This is a genomic window from Streptomyces sp. Qhu_M48 (genome assembly GCF_051305195.1).
Classification (GTDB): domain Bacteria; phylum Actinomycetota; class Actinomycetes; order Streptomycetales; family Streptomycetaceae; genus Streptomyces.
The window spans coordinates 7,828,043-7,846,546 of record NZ_CP195432.1; the positions used below are offsets into that span (position 1 = coordinate 7,828,043).

General features: G+C 68.7%; 16 protein-coding genes. 7 read left to right on the top strand and 9 right to left on the bottom strand.

All coding sequences use genetic code 11. From position 1 onward, the window contains the following. Positions 1-31 precede the first annotated feature (31 nt). Complete coding sequence (locus ACRRSS_RS35340) at positions 32-601, bottom strand: DUF6434 domain-containing protein (RefSeq protein ID WP_435975038.1); 570 nt, start codon at positions 599-601, stop codon at positions 32-34. Positions 602-825: 224 nt separating this feature from the next. Then, complete coding sequence (gene dnaB / locus ACRRSS_RS35345) at positions 826-2,307, bottom strand: replicative DNA helicase (RefSeq protein WP_116159964.1); 1,482 nt, start codon at positions 2,305-2,307, stop codon at positions 826-828. 424 nt (positions 2,308-2,731) lie between these two features. Between dnaB and ACRRSS_RS35350 the strand changes: the two genes are divergently transcribed. Further along, on the top strand, positions 2,732-4,069 hold the full coding sequence (locus ACRRSS_RS35350) for an MATE family efflux transporter (RefSeq protein WP_435975039.1): 1,338 nt from the start codon (positions 2,732-2,734) through the stop codon (positions 4,067-4,069). 113 nt (positions 4,070-4,182) lie between these two features. Here the strand turns inward: ACRRSS_RS35350 and rplI are convergent, their stop codons facing one another. The 4 genes from rplI to rpsF all read right to left on the bottom strand — a co-directional run bounded on the left by rplI (position 4,183) and on the right by rpsF (position 5,910). Further along, the gene (gene rplI / locus ACRRSS_RS35355) at positions 4,183-4,629 is read right to left on the bottom strand and encodes a 50S ribosomal protein L9 (protein ID WP_351894701.1); all 447 of its coding nucleotides are present in this window, start codon (positions 4,627-4,629) and stop codon (positions 4,183-4,185) included. 18 nt (positions 4,630-4,647) lie between these two features. Then, a complete protein-coding gene (rpsR, locus tag ACRRSS_RS35360) occupies positions 4,648-4,884 on the bottom strand; it encodes a 30S ribosomal protein S18 (RefSeq protein WP_003956534.1) in 237 nt (78 codons plus the stop codon). Between the two features lie 58 nt (positions 4,885-4,942). After that, positions 4,943-5,545 (bottom strand): single-stranded DNA-binding protein, encoded by a 603-nt coding sequence (locus tag ACRRSS_RS35365; protein WP_435975040.1) that lies wholly within the window; start codon positions 5,543-5,545, stop codon positions 4,943-4,945. Positions 5,546-5,619: 74 nt separating this feature from the next. After that, positions 5,620-5,910 (bottom strand): 30S ribosomal protein S6, encoded by a 291-nt coding sequence (gene rpsF / locus ACRRSS_RS35370; protein ID WP_015034882.1) that lies wholly within the window; start codon positions 5,908-5,910, stop codon positions 5,620-5,622. 284 nt (positions 5,911-6,194) lie between these two features. Here rpsF and ACRRSS_RS35375 point away from each other — a divergent pair, with 284 nt between their 5' ends. The 3 genes from ACRRSS_RS35375 (at position 6,195) to ACRRSS_RS35385 (ending at position 8,956) form a co-directional block, all read left to right on the top strand. Beyond that, positions 6,195-6,512 carry a hypothetical protein gene (locus ACRRSS_RS35375; RefSeq protein ID WP_351894706.1) on the top strand — a complete coding sequence of 106 codons (318 nt, stop codon included), beginning with the start codon at positions 6,195-6,197 and terminating at the stop codon, positions 6,510-6,512. A gap of 211 nt (positions 6,513-6,723) precedes the next feature. Continuing rightward, positions 6,724-7,842 (top strand): lipid II:glycine glycyltransferase FemX, encoded by a 1,119-nt coding sequence (locus tag ACRRSS_RS35380; protein ID WP_435975041.1) that lies wholly within the window; start codon positions 6,724-6,726, stop codon positions 7,840-7,842. An 82-nt stretch (positions 7,843-7,924) separates the two neighbouring features. After that, positions 7,925-8,956: an alanine racemase gene (locus ACRRSS_RS35385; RefSeq protein WP_435975042.1), complete on the top strand. Its 1,032-nt coding sequence runs from the start codon at positions 7,925-7,927 to the stop codon at positions 8,954-8,956. 16 nt (positions 8,957-8,972) lie between these two features. Here ACRRSS_RS35385 and ACRRSS_RS35390 read toward each other — a convergent pair whose 3' ends face one another. Further along, positions 8,973-10,487: a glycosyltransferase family 87 protein gene (locus ACRRSS_RS35390; protein ID WP_435975043.1), complete on the bottom strand. Its 1,515-nt coding sequence runs from the start codon at positions 10,485-10,487 to the stop codon at positions 8,973-8,975. A gap of 111 nt (positions 10,488-10,598) precedes the next feature. After that, on the bottom strand, positions 10,599-13,364 hold the full coding sequence (locus ACRRSS_RS35395; protein ID WP_435975044.1) for a transglycosylase domain-containing protein: 2,766 nt from the start codon (positions 13,362-13,364) through the stop codon (positions 10,599-10,601). A 372-nt stretch (positions 13,365-13,736) separates the two neighbouring features. On the opposite strand from ACRRSS_RS35395, the gene ACRRSS_RS35400 reads away from it, so the two are divergent. The 3 genes from ACRRSS_RS35400 (at position 13,737) to ACRRSS_RS35410 (ending at position 16,883) form a co-directional block, all read left to right on the top strand. Continuing rightward, complete coding sequence (locus ACRRSS_RS35400; protein WP_033201442.1) at positions 13,737-14,417, top strand: PadR family transcriptional regulator; 681 nt, start codon at positions 13,737-13,739, stop codon at positions 14,415-14,417. A gap of 48 nt (positions 14,418-14,465) precedes the next feature. Further along, positions 14,466-15,548 (top strand): inositol-3-phosphate synthase, encoded by a 1,083-nt coding sequence (locus tag ACRRSS_RS35405; protein ID WP_351894717.1) that lies wholly within the window; start codon positions 14,466-14,468, stop codon positions 15,546-15,548. A gap of 75 nt (positions 15,549-15,623) precedes the next feature. Further along, positions 15,624-16,883 (top strand): MFS transporter, encoded by a 1,260-nt coding sequence (locus ACRRSS_RS35410; RefSeq protein ID WP_435975045.1) that lies wholly within the window; start codon positions 15,624-15,626, stop codon positions 16,881-16,883. A gap of 79 nt (positions 16,884-16,962) precedes the next feature. On the opposite strand, the gene ACRRSS_RS35415 is transcribed toward ACRRSS_RS35410, so the two are convergent. Then, a complete protein-coding gene (locus ACRRSS_RS35415) occupies positions 16,963-18,429 on the bottom strand; it encodes a CCA tRNA nucleotidyltransferase (RefSeq protein ID WP_435975046.1) in 1,467 nt (488 codons plus the stop codon). Positions 18,430-18,504 lie beyond the last annotated feature (75 nt).

The following is an 18,504-nucleotide window of genomic DNA, read 5'->3' on the forward strand; positions in this document are numbered from 1 at the left end:
AGGCACTCGGCGCCCAGGCGCTGTGGACCGGTCACCCCGTGGCCGGGCGGCGAGGCCGGTCACGCTGAGCGCGCCAGGCGGCGAGCGCTTCGGCACGGCTGCCGGCCGGATGCTCGGCACACCAGTCACGCAGAAAGCGGTTGAGCTCGAACTGCGAGCCGATCTCCTGGGGCTGGGCAGCGGCCTGGCGCGTGGCGTGCCAGTGGGCGAGGGCATCGGCCAGGGTGCGCCCTGCACCTTCGGCTACGAATGTCCGCATATAGGCGTCAAAATGGAAGCCCTTGCCGATCTCGCGGCGGAAGTACTCGCGCAGCACCTGACTGCACCGCTGACCCGCGGGAATCACGGTGAACCCGTTCACTGGCGCGGCGAGCTGGCGGCCGGTGCTGCGCGTCCGAGGCGGCGCGTCCGGCGGGGCGACGCCGTCCAATGCGGCCTGTAGCCGCTCCGTCAGCGCCGCCTTCCCGCCGCCCCGCGACACCCCGAGCTCGCGGGCAAGCACGGTCAGTTCAGCCAGCGTCCAGTACCAGCGGGACAACTCATCCCCACTCAACGCCGCACTCAGTTCTGGTCGCGCCTCAAGACCCGTATTCGAACTCATGTCCACATGGTAGGTGGGGTGGCACGCCCCGTGTTCGGCGAGACGAACCGGCGGCCCACCGCGACGCGGTGAGAATCCGGCGGCTCGGATGAGACCAAGTAGGAATCCGCCAGCTGCACTGCGACAGGACGGCAGGGAGTCTCACGAAGACGGCACAAGTGCCACCGGTGTGCCATCGGGGCTGAGATCGTGCCGCGAATTTCGAGACCCTACACCGGACCCCGTCAGGTCTGGGCCATGTCCACGAAGCGCGAGTAGTGGCCCTGGAAGGCCACGGTGATCGTGGCCGTGGGGCCGTTACGGTGCTTGCCCACGATGATGTCGGCCTCGCCCGCTCGCGGGGACTCCTTCTCGTAGGCGTCCTCGCGGTGGAGCAGGATCACCATGTCGGCGTCCTGCTCGATCGAGCCGGACTCGCGCAGGTCGGAGACCATCGGCTTCTTGTCGGTGCGCTGCTCGGGACCACGGTTCAGCTGGGAGAGCGCGATCACGGGCAGCTCCAGCTCCTTGGCGAGGAGCTTCAGGTTTCGCGACATGTCGGAGACCTCTTGCTGTCGGCTCTCCTGCCTCTTCGACCCGCCCGACTGCATGAGCTGCAGATAGTCGATGATGACGAGCTTGAGGCCGTTGCGCTGCTTGAGCCGGCGGCACTTCGCGCGGATCTCCATCATCGACAGGTTCGGGGAGTCGTCGATGTAGAGCGGGGCCTGCGAGACATCAGGCATCCGGCGGGCGAGACGGGTCCAGTCCTCGTCGGTCATCGTGCCCGAGCGCATGTGGTGCAGCGCGACCCGGGCCTCGGCCGAGAGCAGTCGCATAGCGATCTCGTTGCGGCCCATTTCGAGGGAGAAGATGACGCTGGGCAGGTTGTGCTTGATGGACGCCGCCCGGGCGAAGTCCAGGGCGAGGGTCGACTTACCCATGGCGGGGCGAGCCGCGATGATGATCATCTGGCCGGGGTGCAGGCCGTTGGTCAGCGAGTCGAGATCGGTGAAGCCGGTGGGCACACCGGTCATCTCACCGCTGCGGGAGCCGATGGCCTCGATCTCGTCGAGCGCGCCCTCCATGATGTCGCCGAGCGGCAGGTAGTCCTCGGTGGTGCGCTGCTCGGTGACCGCGTAGATCTCGGCCTGGGCCGAGTTCACGATCTCGTCGACGTCTCCGTCGGCCGCGTAGCCCATCTGCGTGATCTTGGTGCCCGCCTCGACGAGTCGGCGCAGGACGGCCCGCTCGTGGACGATCTCCGCGTAGTACGAGGCGTTGGCGGCCGTCGGGACCGACTGGACCAGGGTGTGGAGGTAGGAGGCGCCGCCGACGCGGGTGATCTCGCCGCGCTTGGTGAGCTCGGCGCCGACCGTGATCGGGTCGGCCGGCTCGCCCTTGGCGTAGAGGTCGAGGATCGCGGCGTAGACGGTCTCGTGCGCGGGCTTGTAGAAGTCGTTGCCCTTGATGATCTCCACGACGTCCGCGATGGCGTCCTTGGAGAGCAGCATGCCGCCGAGGACGGACTGCTCGGCGTCGAGGTCCTGCGGCGGAACGCGTTCGAAGCCGGAGAGTCCGCCGTCCCACGGGCCTTCGCTGCCCCGCTCGTGCTGGTCGTCCCGCCCGCGGCCACGGCCGCGCCCTTCGCCCCGGGTACGGGTGGGCAGTCGGTCGCTCGGTCCGCTGTCGGCCCAAGGGTCGTCCATGGGCTCGGGAACGCTCACCAAGCACCTCCTCCCGTCCGCTGCGCGGACCTCGCCCTGCCACTCTTTCCTACGCCACGGCCCTGATCAACGAGTGGCTTTGCGACCGCTTCTGGCGCGTCGGGCGCCGGACCACGGTAGGCCCGCGAGGGGCGTCAGCCAATCTGGTTATCCACAGGCCCTGTGGGTGAAGGGCCAGATGCTGTGGAGAACTCCCCAGAACCTGTGCACGGAGCGGGGGACAGCCATGTGGACAAACTCATAAGCCCCTCGGGTTCACGCATTTGACCTGCGCTTTTTCCATCCACGGGCTGTGGGGGAGAAAAACTTTTCCCCCCGGACCAAGATCAGAACAAACGACCCCCACCCGAAGCCGCTTACCCCCTTCAAGTAAGGATCACCAACTCATTGCATCTCTTACCTGTGGAAGATTAGATTGACCCTCATGACCCAGGCCCCCGCGACCTCCAAGGCCGTCCGCCGACAGCACGACCGAGAGATCGTCTCCCTCGCCCTGCCGGCCTTCGGTGCTCTCGTCGCCGAGCCGCTCTTCCTCATCGTCGACAGTGCCATCGTCGGCCATCTCGGCACCCCCCAACTCGCGGGTCTCGCGATCGCCGCGGCCCTGCTGACCACAGCGGTCAGCGTCTTCGTCTTCCTCGCCTACGCCACCACGGCCGCCGTCTCCCGCCGTGTCGGCGCCGGAGATCTCCAGGCCGCCATCCGGCAGGGCATGGACGGCATCTGGCTCGCCCTGCTCCTCGGCGTCGCCGTCGTCGCCCTCACCCTGCCCACCGCGCCCTGGCTCATCGACGTCTTCGGCGCCTCCGACACCGCCGCACCCTACGCCGTGACCTACCTCCGGATTTCCGTCCTCGGCATTCCGGCGATGCTGGTGGTCCTGGCCGCCACCGGGGTCCTGCGCGGCCTCCAGGACACCCGTACACCGCTCTACGTGGCCATCGCCGGCTTCGCGACCAACGGCGCACTCAACATCGGGCTGGTCTACGGAGCCGGTCTCGGTATCGCGGGCTCCGCCTGGGGCACGGTCATCGCCCAGTTCGGCATGGCCGCCGCCTACCTCGTCGTGGTCGTGCGGGGCGCCCGCCGCCACGGAGCCTCTCTCCGCCCCGACGCGACCGGCATCCGTGCCTCCGCGCAGGCCGGCGTCCCGCTCCTCGTCCGTACGCTCTCGCTCCGAGCCGTCCTGATGATCGCCACAGCCGTCGCGGCCCGCATGGGCGACGCGGAAGTCGCAGCGCACCAGATCATCCTGTCCCTCTGGAGCCTGATGGCCTTCGCTCTCGACGCGATCGCCATCGCGGGCCAAGCGATCATCGGCCGCTATCTCGGCGCGGACGACGCCGAGGGCGCACGCCAGGTCTGCCGGCGCATGGTCCAGTGGGGCGTGGTCTCCGGTGTGGTGCTCGGCGCGTTGCTGATCATCGCCCGCCCCTTGTTCGTCCCGCTCTTCACCGGCGACACCACCGTCCAGGACACCCTGCTTCCGGCCTTGCTGGTCGTCGCGGTCTCGCAACCGATCTCCGGGGTCGTCTTCGTCCTCGACGGCGTCCTGATGGGAGCCGGCGACGGCCCCTACCTGGCCTGGGCGATGCTGCTGACCCTCGCCGTCTTCGCCCCGGTCGCCCTCCTGATCCCGGTTCTCGGCGGCGGGCTGACGGCGCTCTGGTGGGCGATGACGCTGATGATGTCGGTCCGGATGGCGACGCTCTGGCTGCGTTCCCGCTCCGGCAGATGGATCGTGACAGGCGCCACACGCTGATGTTCCACGTGGAACATCAAGGCGATCGACGTTTCACGTGAAACAGCGGAAGGGCCGCACCCCGAGGGGTGCGGCCCTTCCTCACTGCTGAGCGCAGACTGCCGAGGGCAGCGTTACGCGGCGACGATCTCGACGCCGAGCTTCGCGGCCACGTCGGCGTGCAGACGCACGGAGACCTGGTGCGAGCCCAGGGTCTTGATCGGCGAACCGAGCTCGACGCGACGCTTGTCGACGTCGGGGCCACCCGCGGCCTTGATCGCCGAGGCGATGTCGGCCGGGGTCACGGAGCCGAAGAGACGGCCGGCGTCGCCGGAGCGAACGGCCAGACGGACCTTCGTACCCTCGAGCTGGGCCTTGATCTCGTTGGCCTGCTCGATGGTCGCGATCTCGTGGATCTTGCGGGCGCGGCGGATCTGCGCCACGTCCTGCTCGCCACCCTTGGTCCAGCGGATCGCGAAACCACGCGGGACCAGGTAGTTGCGGGCGTAGCCGTCCTTGACGTCGACGACGTCGCCAGCGGCACCGAGGCCAGAAACCTCGTGGGTCAGGATGATCTTCATTAGTCGGTCACCCTTTCCTTATCGCGCGGTGGACGTGTAGGGCAGCAGCGCCATCTCACGGCTGTTCTTGACGGCCGTGGCGACGTCACGCTGGTGCTGCGTGCAGTTGCCGGTGACGCGGCGGGCACGGATCTTGCCGCGGTCGGAAATGAACTTCCGCAGCATGTTCGTGTCCTTGTAGTCCACGTACACGGTCTTGTCCTTGCAGAACGCGCAGACCTTCTTCTTAGGCTTGCGCACAGGCGGCTTCGCCATGGTGTTTCTCCTGTGTGATCAAGAAGTGGGGGTACGAGCTGCTTCGAGGGCTCGCGCCCTAGAAGGGGGGCTCGTCCGAGTAGCCGCCGCCGGAGTTTCCACCCCAGCTGCCACCGCCGCCGGCCTGCTGGCCGCCGCCGGAAGAGGAGGAGGCACCGCCGGTCGCCCACGGGTCGTCGGCGGGAGCACCGCCACCACCCTGCTGGCCACCGCCGGAGTTTCCACCCCAGCTGCCACCGCCGCCGGCCTGCTGGCCGCCGCCGCCCCCGCCGCCGTAGCCGCCCTGGCCGCCTCGACCGGTGGTCTTGGTGACCTTGGCCGTGGCGCTCTTGAGGCTGGGGCCGACTTCCTCGACGTCCAGCTCGTAGACCGTGCGCTTGACGCCCTCACGGTCCTCGTAGGACCGCTGCTTCAGCCGGCCCTGCACGACGACGCGCATGCCTCGCTGAAGCGACTCGGCGACGTTCTCCGCCGCCTGACGCCAGACCGAGCAGGTGAGGAAGAGGCTGTCGCCGTCCTTCCACTCATTGGTCTGACGGTCGAAGGTGCGGGGGGTGGACGCGATACGGAACTTCGCGACCGCCGCACCGGACGGGGTGAAGCGCAGCTCGGGGTCGTCGACAAGATTGCCGACGACCGTGATGACGGTCTCGCCTGCCATGGGGGTACCTCTCGGCGGGATTGCTTCTGGCTGCTTTGTTGCTACTCGGACCCGATGACCACTGAGCTAGACGCTCAGTGGGTCTCGGGACGGAGGACCTTGGTCCGGAGGACCGACTCGTTCAGGTTGAGCTGTCGGTCGAGCTCCTTGACGACCGCAGGCTCGGCCTGCAGGTCGATGACCGAGTAGATGCCCTCGGGCTTCTTCTTGATCTCGTAGGCCAGACGACGACGGCCCCAGGTGTCGACCTTCTCGACCTTTCCGTTGCCCTCACGGACGACGGAGAGGAAGTTCTCGATCAGCGGGGAGACAGCGCGCTCCTCGAGATCGGGGTCGAGGATGACCATCACTTCGTAGTGACGCATGTGGAACCCACCTCCTTTGGACTCAGCGGCCACGGTCGTTCCGTGGCAGGAGGGTCGTGATGCGTACGCAACGGTATCGGCCACCACTGACAGTCCCCCTCGGCGAACGAGGGACACCATCGGATCCAGGACGGACCAGGGCAGACACCGGTGCAGACCGTACAGCGTACCCGGACATCGCCCTCCGGTTGAAATTCACTGGTGAGGGGACGCAATCTGTACACAACGGATGTCGGCGGCGCTACGATGCGCCGCCTTCCGCCAGGCACGCCAGGAGGTGCCCCATGGCACAGGTAATGCGACCCGACCCCGGCCACTCCCTCTTCGCAACCGACGGCAAGCCCCATCCGCTCCAGGACACCCTGGTCGGAGTGACACTGGTGCTGGGCGTCCTCGCCTTCGTCACCGCGCAGTTCCACAACCTGCATCTGCTGAGTTCCTGGGCAGGCCTGATCGGCATCCTGACCGGTGCCTACGGCCAGTTCATCTCCGTGACGACCCGCGAACGCTTCCTGCTGATCCTCGGACTCGGCGCCTCGGCGTTCGGCTTCTACCTGGGTATGGCGCACGGCGGCCTCTTCGGCGGCGTCATCAGCGGCTGACCCGGTCGGCACGCGCGGGCGGGCCCAAGCGGGCGCGCCCGGGCGGGCTCAAGCAGGCTCGGGCGGGCGGGCCCAGCGGCACGTCCGGGCGCACCCAGCGGCACGTCAGGGCGTACACGCCCCTCCAGGGCGCTCCCCGGTCACAGTAGGCTTCGGCGCGAGAGCCGGAGCCCCTGACCGATGGGGACACACCTGCCGAGGAGCGCCCCGCATGAGCCTGACCCTGAGGACCATCAGCCGTGAGCAGCATCTGGGTTTCATCCAGAGCCAGCCCTCGGCGAGCCACTGCCAGGTCCCGGCATGGGCTGATGTGAAGACCGAGTGGCGCTCGGAGAACCTCGGCTGGTTCGACAGGAACGGCGATCTCGTCGGTGCCGGTCTGGTGCTCTACCGCCAGCTCCCCAAGATCAAGCGCTACCTCGCCTACCTCCCCGAGGGCCCGGTCATCAACTGGCACGCGCCCAACCTCGACGACTGGCTGCAGCCGATGCTGGCGCACCTCAAGCAGCAGGGCGCCTTCTCGGTGAAGATGGGTCCGCCGGTCGTCATCCGGCGCTGGGACTCGGCCGCCATCAAGGCCGGCATCCAGGACCCGGACGTCAAGCGCCTCAAGGACGTCGAGGCCACGCACATCGAGCCGCGCGCCTTCGAAGTCGCGGACCGGCTGCGGAAGATGGGCTGGCAGCAGGCCGAGGACGGCGGCGCCGGCTTCGGCGACGTGCAGCCCCGCTACGTCTTCCAGGTCCCGCTCGCGAACCGCTCGCTCGACGATGTCCTCAAGGGCTTCAACCAGCTGTGGCGCCGCAACATCAAGAAGGCCGAGAAGGCCGGCGTCGAGGTCGTCCAGGGCGGCTACGAGGACCTGGCCGAGTGGCAGCGGCTGTACGAGATCACGGCCGTCCGTGACCACTTCCGGCCGCGCCCTCTCTCGTACTTCCAGCGCATGTGGACCGTCCTCAACAGCGAGGACCCCAACCGCATGCGGCTCTACTTCGCCCGCCACAACGGTGTGAACCTCTCCGCGGCCACGATGCTCGTCGTCGGTGGGCACGTCTGGTACTCCTACGGCGCCTCCGACAACATCGGCCGTGAGGTCCGGCCCTCGAACGCGATGCAGTGGCGGATGCTGCGCGACGCCTACGCGATGGGCGCGACCGTCTACGACCTGCGCGGCATCTCGGACTCGCTCGACGAGACCGACCACCTCTTCGGGCTCATCCAGTTCAAGGTGGGCACGGGCGGCGAGGCCGTCGAGTACGTCGGCGAGTGGGACTTCCCGCTCAACAAGCTGCTGCACAAGGCGCTCGACATCTACATGTCCCGCCGCTGAGCCGTGCCGTGTCGCTGACGTTTCCGTAGTCTCGTACATATCTTTGATACACCGCTGCCATCAGAAAGGTTCCGGGCCGGCCATGGCGCTCTCCCTCTACGTCGACACCGCTCGCTGGCGCGCGCACCAGAAGACCGTCATCGATCAGTTCCCCGGTGTGATCCCGGTCTGCAAGGGCAACGGCTACGGCTTCGGCCACGAGCGCCTCGCGGACGAGGCGGCCCGGTTCGGCGCCGACATGCTCGCCGTGGGCACCACGTACGAGGCCGCGAAGATCAAGGACTGGTTCAGCGGCGACCTGTTGGTCCTCACCCCGTTCCGCCGGGGTGAGGAACCGGTTCCGCTGCCCGACCGGGTCATCCGCTCCGTGTCGTCCGTGGACGGCGTCCACGCCCTCGTGGGCGCCCGCGTCGTCATCGAGTGCATGAGCTCCATGAAGCGCCACGGCGTCCGCGAGGAGGAGCTCCCGCAGCTCCACTCCGCCATCGAGGACGTACGGCTCGAGGGCTTCGCGCTCCACCTGCCCCTGGACCGCCAGGACGGCACCGACGCCGTCGAGGAGGTCATCGGCTGGATGGACCGGCTGCGGGCCGCCCGGCTGCCGCTGCACACCATGTTCGTCAGCCACCTGCGGGCCGAGGAACAGGCGCGGCTCCAGCAGCAGTTCCCCCAGACCCGCTTCCGCGCCCGGATCGGCACCCGGCTGTGGCTGGGCGACCACGACGCCACGGAGTACCGGGGCGCGGTCCTCGACGTGACCCGCGTCTCCAAGGGCGACCGGTTCGGCTACCGCCAGCAGAAGGCCGCGTCGGACGGCTGGCTGGTCGTCGTCGCCGGCGGCACCTCGCACGGCGTGGGCCTGGAGGCCCCCAAGGCGATGCACGGTGTCATGCCGCGCGCCAAGGGCGTCGCGCGGGCCGGTCTCGCCACCGTCAACCGGAACCTGTCGCCGTTCGTCTGGGCCGGGAAGCAGCGCTGGTTCGCCGAGCCGCCACACATGCAGGTGTCGATCCTGTTCGTGCCGGCCGACGCCCAGGAGCCCCGGGTCGGCGACGAGCTCGTGGCCCATCTGCGCCACACCACGACGCAGTTCGACCGGCTCGTCGAGCGCTGAGCCGGCCGGACCCGTCTCACCCCCGGAAGCCCTGCTCTCCGGGGGTGCCCCATTCCACCCGCCGCCCGTCGTCCGCGGCCGGTGCCGCGTGGCGGACCGGGTGGGCGGCCCTGCCCGCGACGAAGACGTCCTCCGCGCCGTCCAGGACGCCTCCGGAGGGGTCGTCCGAGCCGTCCTGCCGGACCGGGTCCTTCTCGGGCCTCAGGATGTCGCGTACGACCACGGCGCACAGGTACAGGGTGCCGGCCAGGTGCAGGACGATCGCGAACTGGTAGCCGTCGACCGGCAGTCCCTGCTTGTTGCCGCTGGCGGTGAACGCCAGGTACATCCAGACGCCCGCGAAGTACACGACCTCGCACGCCTGCCAGATCAGGAAGTCGCGCCAGCGCGGCAGGGCGAGCGCCGCCAGCGGGACCAGCCACAGGACGTACTGCGGTGAGTAGACCTTGTTGGTCAGGACGAACGCGGCGACGATCAGGAAGGCCAGCTGGGCGAAGCGGGGCCTGCGGGGCGCCGTGAACGCCAGGTAGGCGAGACCCGCGACCGCCGCCAGCATCAGGAGCAGCGCGTACAGGTTGGCCCGGTCCGGCGTGATCGTGACGCCCGTGCGCTGGCTGACCAGCAGCCAGACCGAGCCGAAGTCGACGTTGCGGTGCCGGCTGAAGAGGTAGAACTGCTTCCAGCCCTCGGGGGCCAGCACCATCACGGGCAGGTTCACCACCAGCCACGCGCCGCCCGCGCCGAGCACCGCGGCCCCGTACTGCCGCCACTTCCCGGCCCGCCAGCAGAGCAGCAGCAGCGGGCAGAGGAGCAGTATCGGGTAGAACTTGGCGGCGGTGGCGAGGCCGAGCAGGATGCCGAAGGCCAGCGGACGGCCGCGCGACCACATCAGCACCGCGGCGCCGGTCAGCGCGACGGCCAGTATGTCCCAGTTGATCGTGGCGGTGAGCGCGACCGACGGCGCCAGGGCGACGAGCAGCCCGTCCCAGGGACGGAGGCGGTGCGTGCGGCTCACACAGACCGCGAGCACGGCCGCGCAGACCATCAGCAGACCCGCGTTGGCCAGCCAGTACGACTGCTCGCGCTGCATCGTGTCGCCGCCGCCCGGCGTCAGCCAGGCCGCGACCTCCATGAACAGACCCGTCAGGACGGGGTACTCAAGGAACGGTATGTCGCCGCCCAGCCGGTCGAAGTAGGGCACCAGGCCGTCCGCGAAGCCCCGCCCCGAGAAGAGGTGCGGGATGTCCGAGTAACAGGCGTGGGTGTACTGGGAGGTCGTGCCCCGGAACCAGGCCCAGTTGTAACAGGGCAGCTTCTGCACCATGCCGAGCGCGAACATGCCGATGGCCACGAGGGCGATCACCCGCACCGGCGTCAGCTGCCCGGTGCCGGTCAGCGCCCGGCGACCGTAGGGGCCGCCGATCAGTTCGCTGCCCGCTGCGGCCACCTTGTCCCGGTGGGTGGGGATGACCGTCCGCGCGCGGCCCTGCGGCCGGTCCCGCGGCGCGCTCGTCTTCTGGAGGCTCGGCATGGGGGACATCCTGCCGTACGTCTCCGGGAAAACGGCGAGGGCCGCCGCGGCCGGCCCGTACGGAAGGTACGGGCGGACGCGGCGGCCCTCGAAATGTGCCCCGGCGGAGGATCAGGGGTTCCAGGCCCCGCCATCGGGTCTGTTGCCGTTTCCGTTTCCGTTGTCGTCGTCCGTCGGTGTGCCGGTCGGCGACGTGGGCGTGGTGGGCGGTGTGGTGGTGGGTTGCCCCGTGTTGCCGCCGGGGTCGCCCGGGTCCCCGGTGTTGTTGCAGTCCCAGTCCCAGACGTCACACGTCGGCTTGCCCGGCTTCGTCGTCCTGGTCGGCGGGGGAGTCGTCGTCGGCGGCGCCGTCGTCGTGGCCGGGGGAGTCGTCGGGGGCATCGTGGTCTCGGTGGGCGTGGGCGTGGCCGTCGGGCTCGGCGTCGGGCTGGTGGCCCCACCGCCGAAGACGGGCTCGGCGCCCTCCAGCTTCTCCGGCTTCGGGAAGTCCTTCTTCGGGTACTCCGCCACGGCCTGGGTCATGTAGTCGTGCCAGATCCGGGACGGGAACGACGAGCCGTGGATCGTCGGCTGGTCACCCGTGCCGTACATCTTCAGGAACTCGCGGCCCTTCTTCGACTCGTCGTCGTCGAAGCGGTACATGTCGATCGCGGTCGCCAGCTGCGGGGTGTAGCCGACGAACCAGGCCGACTTGTTGTCGTCGGTCGTACCGGTCTTGCCGGCCACGGCCCGACCCGGGATCCGCGCCTTCCTGCCGGTGCCCTCGTCGTCGTCCACGACGGACCGGAGGACGTCGGTGACGTTGTTGGCGATGGCGGGAGAGAAGGGGGCCTTCTCCTTCGACTCGTGCTCCTCGATGACGACGCCGTCCTTCTTGACGGACTGCACCGAGTAGGGGTCGTTCTGCTTGCCCTCGTTGGCGAAGGTCGCGTAGGCACCGGCCATACGGATGGCGCTCGGGCTGGAGACACCGAGCGAGAACGAGGGCACCTCGCCCTGCACGAGGGAGTCGGGACGCAGGCCCGAGGCGACGGCGGCCTCGCGGACCTTGTCGATGCCCACGTCCATGCCGAGCTGCACGAACGGCGAGTTGGCGGACCGGACCATGGCGCGGCGCAGGGTGATGTCCCCGTAGCTCGCGTTGTCGTCATTGGCCTGGCGCCACTCCTCGCCCTTCTCGTTGTGCCAGATCTCGCCGTTGTACTTCCGGACCGCCAGCTTGTTCTTGCCGGAGTAGCGGCTCTTGTCCGGGTCGACGATCCTCCGCGTGGCCCTGTCCTGGACCGGTCCCAGCTCGGGGTCGCGGACCCCGTCCTTCATCGCGGCGGCGAGCACGAAGGGCTTGAACGTCGATCCGACCTGGGCTCCGGTGTTGTCGGCGTTGCTCCGGAAGTGCTTGGTCGCGTCGACGCCGCCGTAGATGGCGACGATCTTGCCGGTCTCCGTGTCGACGGAGGCGCCGCCGAACTGGACGTGCGTGTCCGTCTTCGGACGCTTCTTCGGATCGATGTACTCGTCCAGGATCTTGTTGACCGACTTCTCGAGCGTGGCCACCTTCGTCTTGTCGAAGGTGGTGTAGATCTCGTAGCCGCCGCGCTCCAGGTCCTGCTCGGTGATACCGAACTGCGCGTTGATGTTCGCCTTGGCGGTGCTGACCAGATAGCCGATCTGACCGCCCAGGTTGGCGCTCTTCTTCGGCTTCTCGACCTTGGGGAAGGTCTGGTACTTCGCGCGCTCCGCGGCCGGGAGATGCCCGTCGTTCTGCATCTCGTCGAGGATCCACTTCCACCGCTTGGTGGCCCGCTCCGTGTTCTTCTCCGGTGTGGCCTCGGAGTCGATCTCGGGGTAGCCGGCGGGGTCGTAGTAGGTCGCGCCCTTCAGCACCGCGGCAAGCAGTGCCGACTGACTGGGGTCGAGCTGTTCCGCGTCCTTGTTGAAGTAGGCGCGGGCCGCCGCCTGGATGCCGTACGCGCCGCGGCCGTAGTACGAGGTGTTCAGGTAGCCGGCCATGATCACGTCTTTGTCGACCTCGCTGCCGACCTTCATGGAGATGAAGAGTTCCTTCACCTTCCGGCTGACGGTCTGCGACTGGTCGTCAAGACGGTTGTTCTTCACGTACTGCTGGGTGATCGTCGAACCACCCTGGGTCTCGCCGCCCTTCGCCATGTTCCACACGGCGCGGCCGATACCCATGGGGTCGATTCCGGAGTCGTCCCAGAAGGTCTTGTTCTCCGCCGAGATCACCGCGTTCTGCATGGACTTCGGGATCTTCGCGAACGGGACGATCTGGCGGTTCGTACCGCTGCCCGTCGCGACCATGCGCGAGCCGTCGGCCCAGTAGTAGATGTTGTTCTGCGACTTCGCGGTCAGCGCCTCGTTGGGGATCTCGACCTGCGAGTACGCGATCGCGGCCGCGCCCATCAGGCTGGCGGCGAAGAACAGGAACGTGCCCGTCACGAGCCGCCACGACGGCATCCAGCGGCGCCAGCCGTACTTGCCGTAGCGCGGGTAGTCGATCATCCGCTTCTTGCCGGGCGGGCGGCCTCCGGGGCCGCGCCCCGCACCGCCGCCGCGGCCTCCGCCGCCACCTCCACGGCGACCGCCACCGGGGCCGCCGGGGCCCCCGGGGCCGTTCTCGGCCCCCTTCCGGCGGCTGCCGCGCTGGGCGGCCCTCCGGGCCTCCGCACGACCCCCGTAGGGACGCGGCTCCTCCCCGTGGGAGGAAGTGGGCCCGTACGAGGCCGCAGGGGCCCCCGTACCGACGTCCTGGGCCGGGGCCGACCTGCGGCCCACCGGCTGTTGGGCAGCGCGCCGTGCCGCCGCGCGACCGCCCGTCGGCGGCTGCTGCGGCGGCATTTTGCGACGATGCTCGCTCATCGAACGACTACTCCTCGGGCAGGCACATACGCCTGGAAGCGGCAGTTGAGTTCCGGTCCCCCCGAAATGCGCACGGCCGGAACCCCATCGGAGGCCCTTCCGTATCGCAGCCGGTCACCCGGAGCACTGACGCCCCACGGCATCGCTCGGTTCCCGGTCTTCTGCATGCCGCACAGCCTACGCACGGCCAAAACCCGCCTACGGCCGGACTTCACCCCAAATCAGGCAACTCGATCACTGTGAATTGACGATGTGACGCCGGTCACGGCGGTCCCACTTGTCGAGACACTCGGGCCGTTCTATCGTGCTGATGTATCGAGTCGATACATCAGCACGGCATAAGGGCCCCGAAGGCGGAGGAGGAGGCGACGAATGAGCAGACGCTCCGGCATCCTCGAGTTCGCCGTTCTCGGCCTGCTGCGCGAGGCCCCGATGCACGGGTACGAGCTGCGGAAACGGCTCAACACCTCGCTGGGCGTCTTCCGGGCCTTCAGCTACGGAACGCTGTACCCCTGCCTCAAGACGCTGGTCACCAACGGCTGGTTGATCGAGGAGCCGGGCAGCGCACCCGAGGAGGCCCTCGCCGCTTCACTCGCGGGACGCCGAGCCAAGATCGTCTACCGGTTGACACCCGCGGGGAAGGAGCACTTCGAGGAGCTCCTCTCCCACACCGGCCCGGACGCCTGGGAGGACGAGCACTTCGCAGCACGCTTCGCCTTCTTCGGTCAGACCGAGCGCGAGGTGCGGATGCGCGTCCTCGAAGGGCGCCGCAGCCGGCTGGAGGAGCGTCTGGAGAAGATGCGCGCCTCCCTGGCTCGGACCCGCGAGCGCCTCGACGACTACACGCTTGAGCTGCAGCGCCACGGAATGGAGTCCGTGGAGCGCGAAGTGCGCTGGCTGAACGAGCTCATCGAGAGCGAGCGGGCAGGGCGGGATCAGCGATCCGGCCCCGACGCCCCCGCTCTGCACGACAACGATTCTGGAGAGACGGGCGGCCTGCCCCGGCACGGGGGCAGTACCCGGCCGGATCCGTCCGACGACACCGCCAAGTGAATCCCTGCACACAGCAGGGCTTCCACGATTACACAGGGAGCACCCGGAATGGGTTCGGTTCGCGTAGCCATCGTCGGCGTGGGCAACTGCGCCGCCTCGCTGGTTCAGGGCGTCGAGTACTACAAGGACGCCGACCCGGCGGCCAAGGTGCCCGGCCTCATGCACGTCCAGTTCGGCGAGTACCACGTCGGTGACGTCGAGTTCGTCGCCGCCTTCGACGTCGACGCGAAGAAGGTCGGCCTCGACCTCTCGGACGCCATCGGCGCCAGCGAGAACAACACCATCAAGATCTGCGACGTCCCGAACAGTGGCGTCACGGTCCAGCGCGGTCACACGCTCGACGGTCTCGGCAAGTACTACCGCCAGACCATCGAGGAGTCCGCCGAGGAGCCGGTCGACGTCGTCCAGGTCCTCAAGGACCGCCAGGTCGACGTCCTCGTCTGCTACCTGCCGGTGGGTTCCGAGGCTGCCGCGAAGTTCTACGCGCAGGCCGCCATCGACGCCAAGGTCGCCTTCGTCAACGCCCTCCCGGTCTTCATCGCCGGTACCAAGGAGTGGGCGGACAAGTTCACCGAGGCGGGCGTCCCGATCGTCGGCGACGACATCAAGTCGCAGGTCGGCGCGACCATCACGCACCGTGTGATGGCGAAGCTGTTCGAGGACCGTGGTGTCCGTCTTGAGCGCACGATGCAGCTCAACGTCGGCGGCAACATGGACTTCAAGAACATGCTGGAGCGCGACCGCCTGGAGTCCAAGAAGATCTCCAAGACCCAGGCCGTCACCTCGCAGATCCCCGACCGCGAGCTGGGCGAGAAGAACGTCCACATCGGTCCGTCGGACTATGTGGCCTGGCTGGACGACCGCAAGTGGGCGTACGTGCGCCTCGAGGGCCGCGCCTTCGGCGACGTTCCGCTGAACCTGGAGTACAAGCTCGAGGTGTGGGACTCCCCGAACTCGGCGGGTGTCATCATCGACGCCCTGCGCGCCGCGAAGATCGCCAAGGACCGCGGCATCGGCGGCCCGATCCTCTCCGCGTCCTCGTACTTCATGAAGTCCCCGCCGGTGCAGTACTTCGACGACGAGGCCCTGGCCAACGTCGAGAAGTTCATCAAGGGTGAGGTCGAGCGCTAAAGCTCACCACGCTTGTCGATCGAGGGTCCCCGAGCCGCTGCCCGGGGGCCCTCTTCGTATGTGAGTCTTGCGGGCATGTCCGTCGTACGTGATCTGCGCGTACTCCTGCGCCTGACGAACTTCCGCCGCCTGCTCGCCGTCCGGCTGCTGTCGCAGTGCGCCGACGGCGTCTACCAGGTGGCCCTCGCCACGTACGTCGTCTTCTCCCCCGAGAAACAGACCTCGCCCACCGCCATCGCCTCCGCCATGGCGGTCCTCCTGCTCCCGTACTCGCTCGTCGGGCCGTTCGCCGGCGTGCTGCTGGACCGCTGGCAGCGACGCCAGGTCTTCCTGTACGGCAACCTCCTGCGCGCCCTGCTCGCAGGCGGGACCGCCGCACTCGTCCTCGCCTCCGTCCCCGAGTGGCTCTTCTACGCCTCCGCGCTCTCCGTCACGGCCGTCAACCGCTTCGTCCTCGCGGGGCTCTCCGCCTCGCTCCCACGGGTCGTCGACGCCGAACGGCTCGTCGTGGCGAACTCACTCTCCCCCACCGCCGGCACCCTCGCCGCGACCCTGGGCGGCGGCCTCGCGTTCGGCATCCAGCTGATCGCCGGCTCGTCGGACGCCGCCGTGGTGGCCTTCGGAGCCGTGCTCTACCTCTGCGCCGCCCTCGCCTCGCTCCGGATGGCCCGGGAGCTCCTCGGGCCCGATCCGGAACTCGTGCCGCAGCGCCTCCGCTCAACCCTGGCCTCCACGGCTCGGGGCCTGGCCGCAGGAGTGCGCCACCTCGCCGAGCGACGGCCCGCCGCCCGCGCTCTCGCCGCCGTGGGCCTCATGCGCTTCTGTTACGGCGCCCTGCTCGTCACCGTGCTCATGCTCTGCCGCTACGCCTGGAGCTCCACGGAGTCCGAAGGCCTCGGGCTCCTCGGGCTCGCCGTCGCCGCGTCGGGCGCGGGCTTCTTCGCCGCGGCCCTGCTCTCCCCCTGGGCGGTGGCGCGGTTCGGCCCCTTCGGCTGGATGACCGTGTGCGCGGCCACCGCGGCCGTGCTCGAACCGATGCTCGGGCTGACCTTCGCCCCCACTCCCTTCCTCGTCGCCGCCTTCGTTCTCGGCCTCACCACCCAGGGGGCCAAGATCGCGACCGACACCGTGGTGCAGACGTCCGTGGACGATGCCTACCGAGGCCGGGTCTTCGCGCTCTACGACGTGCTGTTCAACGTCGCCTTCGTGGCCGCGGCGGGGGTCGCGGCGCTGATGCTGCCGCCCGACGGCCGCTCCACCCTGCTGATCGTGCTGGTCGCCGTGATCTACGCGGGGATCGCGCTGGCACTGCGCGGCGAACGCACCGAGGGGTGATGTTTCACGTGAAACACCACCCCTCGTCGCTGTCGCGGGCGCCGGTGTTTCACGTGAAACACCGGCGCCCGGACCTGTCTCAGCCCTGCGCGGCCCACCATTCCTTGAGCGCACCCACGGCCTGATCGTGCTCCATCGGCCCGTTCTCCAGCCGGAGCTCCAGCAGGAACTTGTACGCCTGTCCGATAGCAGGGCCGGGACCGATGCCCAGGATCTCCTGGATCTGGTTGCCGTCGAGGTCGGGACGGATCGAGTCCAGCTCCTCCTGCTCCTGGAGCTGGGCGATGCGGTCCTCCAGCCCGTCGTAGGCACGGGAGAGCGCGCTCGCCTTGCGCTTGTTGCGGGTGGTGCAGTCGGAGCGGGTCAGCTTGTGCAGACGCGAGAGCATCGGCCCGGCGTCGCGGACATAACGGCGCACGGCCGAGTCGGTCCACTCCCCGGTCCCGTAGCCGTGGAAGCGGAGGTGCAGTTCCACGAGTTGCGAGACGTCCTTGATCATCTCGTTGGAGTACTTGAGCTCGGTCATGCGCTTCTTGGTCATCTTCGCGCCCACCACCTCGTGATGGTGGAAGGAGACCCGGCCGTCCTTCTCGAAGCGACGGGTCCGCGGCTTGCCGATGTCATGGAGCAGGGCGGCGATGCGCAGAACCAGGTCCGGGCCGTCCTCCTCCAGGTCGATCGCCTGGTCGAGCACGGTCAGCGAGTGTTCGTAGACGTCCTTGTGGCGGTGGTGCTCGTCACTCTCCAGGCGCAGCGCGGGCAGCTCGGGGAGCACGTGGTCGGCGAGACCGGTGTCCACGAGGAGCCCGAGGCCCTTCCGCGGGTGGGCCGAGAGAAGCAGCTTGTTGAGCTCGTCACGGACCCGCTCGGCGGAGACGATCTCGATCCGCCCGGACATCCCCTTCATCGCCGTGACGACCTCGGGGGCGACCTCGAAGTCCAGCTGAGCGGCGAAACGCGCGGCGCGCATCATGCGCAGCGGGTCGTCAGAGAAGGACTCCTCCGGCGTACCCGGCGTGCGCAGCACCCGGGCGGCGAGGTCTTCAAGACCGCCGTACGGGTCGATGAACTCCTTCTCGGGGAGCGCCACGGCCATGGCGTTGACGGTGAAGTCACGCCGGACGAGGTCCTGGTCGATGGAGTCGCCATAGGAGACCTCGGGCTTGCGAGAGGTCCGGTCGTACGCCTCCGAGCGGTACGTGGTGACCTCGACCTGGAAGCGCTGATCGACGTCTCCGACGCGGGCGTCCTTCTGGCAGCCGACCGTTCCGAAGGCGATGCCGACCTCCCACACGGCGTCGGCCCACGGACGGACGATCTTCAGTACGTCCTCGGGGCGGGCGTCGGTGGTGAAGTCCAGGTCGTTGCCGAGCCGGCCGAGCAAGGCGTCCCGTACCGAGCCGCCGACCAGCGCGAGGCTGAACCCGGCCTCCTGGAAACGGCGGGCGAGGTCGTCGGCGACAGGGGACACGCGCAGCAGTTCACTGACCGCGCGGCGTTGCACCTGGCTCAGTGCAGTCGGGGTGTCTTCGTTGGCGTTCGGCACAACAGAAAAGGGTACGTGCCCCGGCTCGCGGCGACGTCCCCGTTTTTCCCCGTGGCCCAGGCGCCGGGAACCGCC

Bases quoted from the DNA above. Each gene is read 5' to 3' on its own strand.
- ACRRSS_RS35340 (WP_435975038.1), bottom strand. From the start codon at position 601: ATGAGTTCGAATACGGGTCTTGAGGCGCGACCAGAACTGAGTGCGGCG.
- ACRRSS_RS35350 (WP_435975039.1), top strand. From the start codon at position 2,732: ATGACCCAGGCCCCCGCGACCTCCAAGGCCGTCCGCCGACAGCACGAC.
- rplI (WP_351894701.1), bottom strand. From the start codon at position 4,629: ATGAAGATCATCCTGACCCACGAGGTTTCTGGCCTCGGTGCCGCTGGC.
- rpsR (WP_003956534.1), bottom strand. From the start codon at position 4,884: ATGGCGAAGCCGCCTGTGCGCAAGCCTAAGAAGAAGGTCTGCGCGTTC.
- ACRRSS_RS35365 (WP_435975040.1), bottom strand. From the start codon at position 5,545: ATGGCAGGCGAGACCGTCATCACGGTCGTCGGCAATCTTGTCGACGAC.
- rpsF (WP_015034882.1), bottom strand. From the start codon at position 5,910: ATGCGTCACTACGAAGTGATGGTCATCCTCGACCCCGATCTCGAGGAG.
- ACRRSS_RS35375 (WP_351894706.1), top strand. From the start codon at position 6,195: ATGGCACAGGTAATGCGACCCGACCCCGGCCACTCCCTCTTCGCAACC.
- ACRRSS_RS35380 (WP_435975041.1), top strand. From the start codon at position 6,724: ATGAGCCTGACCCTGAGGACCATCAGCCGTGAGCAGCATCTGGGTTTC.
- ACRRSS_RS35385 (WP_435975042.1), top strand. From the start codon at position 7,925: ATGGCGCTCTCCCTCTACGTCGACACCGCTCGCTGGCGCGCGCACCAG.
- ACRRSS_RS35390 (WP_435975043.1), bottom strand. From the start codon at position 10,487: ATGCCGAGCCTCCAGAAGACGAGCGCGCCGCGGGACCGGCCGCAGGGC.
- ACRRSS_RS35395 (WP_435975044.1), bottom strand. From the start codon at position 13,364: ATGAGCGAGCATCGTCGCAAAATGCCGCCGCAGCAGCCGCCGACGGGC.
- ACRRSS_RS35400 (WP_033201442.1), top strand. From the start codon at position 13,737: ATGAGCAGACGCTCCGGCATCCTCGAGTTCGCCGTTCTCGGCCTGCTG.
- ACRRSS_RS35405 (WP_351894717.1), top strand. From the start codon at position 14,466: ATGGGTTCGGTTCGCGTAGCCATCGTCGGCGTGGGCAACTGCGCCGCC.
- ACRRSS_RS35410 (WP_435975045.1), top strand. From the start codon at position 15,624: ATGTCCGTCGTACGTGATCTGCGCGTACTCCTGCGCCTGACGAACTTC.